The organism is Bradyrhizobium sp. HKCCYLR20261 (assembly GCF_051168435.1).
In the GTDB taxonomy this organism is placed as follows: Bacteria; Pseudomonadota; Alphaproteobacteria; order Rhizobiales; family Xanthobacteraceae; genus Bradyrhizobium.
The window spans coordinates 1-1888 of the sequence record NZ_JBNPUZ010000038.1 but is presented as its reverse complement, the minus strand read 5'-3'; the positions used below and the strand labels follow the sequence as shown (position 1 = coordinate 1888).

Below are 1888 nucleotides of genomic sequence, written 5' to 3'. Positions count from 1 at the left end.
GGGATGCTGTCCAAGCTGGTGCCTGACATCAAGAAGACGGCGGAGCTGGTGGTGGAGATCACGGCCGCGTGCCGCGAACAGGACATCGGATCGGCCCAGATCAACCAGGCCATTCAGCAGCTCGACAAGGTCGGCCAGCAGAATGCGAGTGCATCCGAGCAGGTGTCCTCGACCTCGGAGGAGCTCGCCTCGCAGGCCGAGCAGCTGCAGTCCACCATCGCCTTCTTCCGCATCGATCGGTCCTCCGACGCTGGCATTGCTGCGCCGGCGGTCCCCACGATTGATCGCGCTGTTGGCCAGCTCAGGGCCAAGGCCGCCAGCATGGCCGCCGCAAACCGGGACGCCCATAATGCGCCGCGGAAGCCGGTTGCAAGGCCCATGACTGGGCGCGGCGTCATGGCCTCGAGCGGCGGCGGCTTCGCCTTCGACATGAGCGAGGCGAGCGATGCCCGCGACCGCGAATTTCAACGTTAGTGGCACGCGGGGTCGTCTTCGGACGGCCTCCTGCAATGGAAATTGGAAGTCTGGACATGAGATTCACGATCAAGGCCAAGCTGGCCGGCGCTTTCGGTGTCGTCGTTACGCTCTCGATGATCATGGGCGGCATCGCCTACATGAACCTCTCCTCGCTGAGTGAGGCGGAGCAGCGCACGGTCGCACAGGCCGGCCGCCTCAAGATGGCGGGCGATCTCATGAACGGCATCCAGGGCCAGCAGCGGTCCGAGACCCGTATGATCAACGCGATCACGGACAAGGATGTCCAGGACTACTACAACACGATGACGGCGCGCCGCGACAAGGTGCTCAAGCTGCGCGACGAGCTCTATGGCCGCGCGAGCGAGTCCGGCCGGCGCATCCTCGACCAGGCCACCAGCTCCATCAAGCGCATGAACGAACTCGAGGATCAGGCCAGCAAATTCGCGCTCCTCAATTCGAACAACAAGGCCGCCGAGGTATGGCGCGGCGAGGGGCAGCCGGCGACGCGCGAGCTCGACGCGACACTCGATTCGATCGTTGGTGAGCTGAACAAGGATGCGTCCGACAGCCAGCGCATGGTCACGGCGCTGTTGACCGCAAGGCTCGATGCCGCGCGGCTGTCGCGCGCCATCATCTCCGCCTATACGAGTGCGAACGTCCAGGATATCGACGCTGACTTGAAAGAGGCCCAGCAAAGGCTCGCCGCCGTCAAGGCGGATCTGGTGAAGATCGCCGGCGAGCAGGCCGGGCCTTCCAGCGGCGCGATCAAGGGGGAGCTCGAGCGGTTGAGCAAGGCCGTCGAAAAGGCTGCCAACTTTGCTGCGGAAGCCGGCAACGTCAAAGCGATAGCGATCGCCAACGGGGATGGCCGCAAGGCGTTCAACGATAGCCTCGATATGATCGAGCAATACGTTCAGCAGAACGAACGACAGATGGCCGAGGTTGCCGAAGACGGAGCGCGCGGGGCAAGCTTCGCCAAGACGCTGATGGTCAGCATCATCATCGGCGCGCTGGTGATCGCTGTCGTCTCGGCGACCTGGATCGCACTCAGCATCAGCAGGGCGCTGGCTCGCGCCGTCGGCCTTGCCGACGCCGTGGCCATCGGCGACCTGAGCCAGACGATCGAGGTACGTAGCGACGACGAGATCGGCGATCTGGTCAAATCGCTCAATGCCATGACGCAGAATCTCAACGTGATGGCAGGCATCGCCGACGAGATCGCGCACGGCAATCTCACCGTCGAGACCAGGCGCGCCTCCGACAAGGACAAGCTCGGCATCGCGCTCGAGCACATGGTGGACAAGCTCCGGCAGATCGTCGCCGAAGCCCTGACGGCCGCGCACAACGTGTCGGCGGGCAGCCAGGAGCTGTCGGCGAGTGCCGAGCAGCTGTCGCAGGGCGCGACCGAACA

General features: G+C 64.4%; 1 protein-coding gene and 1 pseudogene. Both read left to right on the top strand.

Annotated features, from left to right (window positions below):
* Positions 1-474 (top strand): annotated as a pseudogene (locus ACQR1L_RS35060) (methyl-accepting chemotaxis protein); the annotation flags it as partial.
* Positions 475-530: 56 nt separating this feature from the next.
* The coding region (locus ACQR1L_RS35055) for a HAMP domain-containing protein (protein ID WP_434862470.1) at positions 531-1888 on the top strand (1358 nt) is incomplete at its 3' end.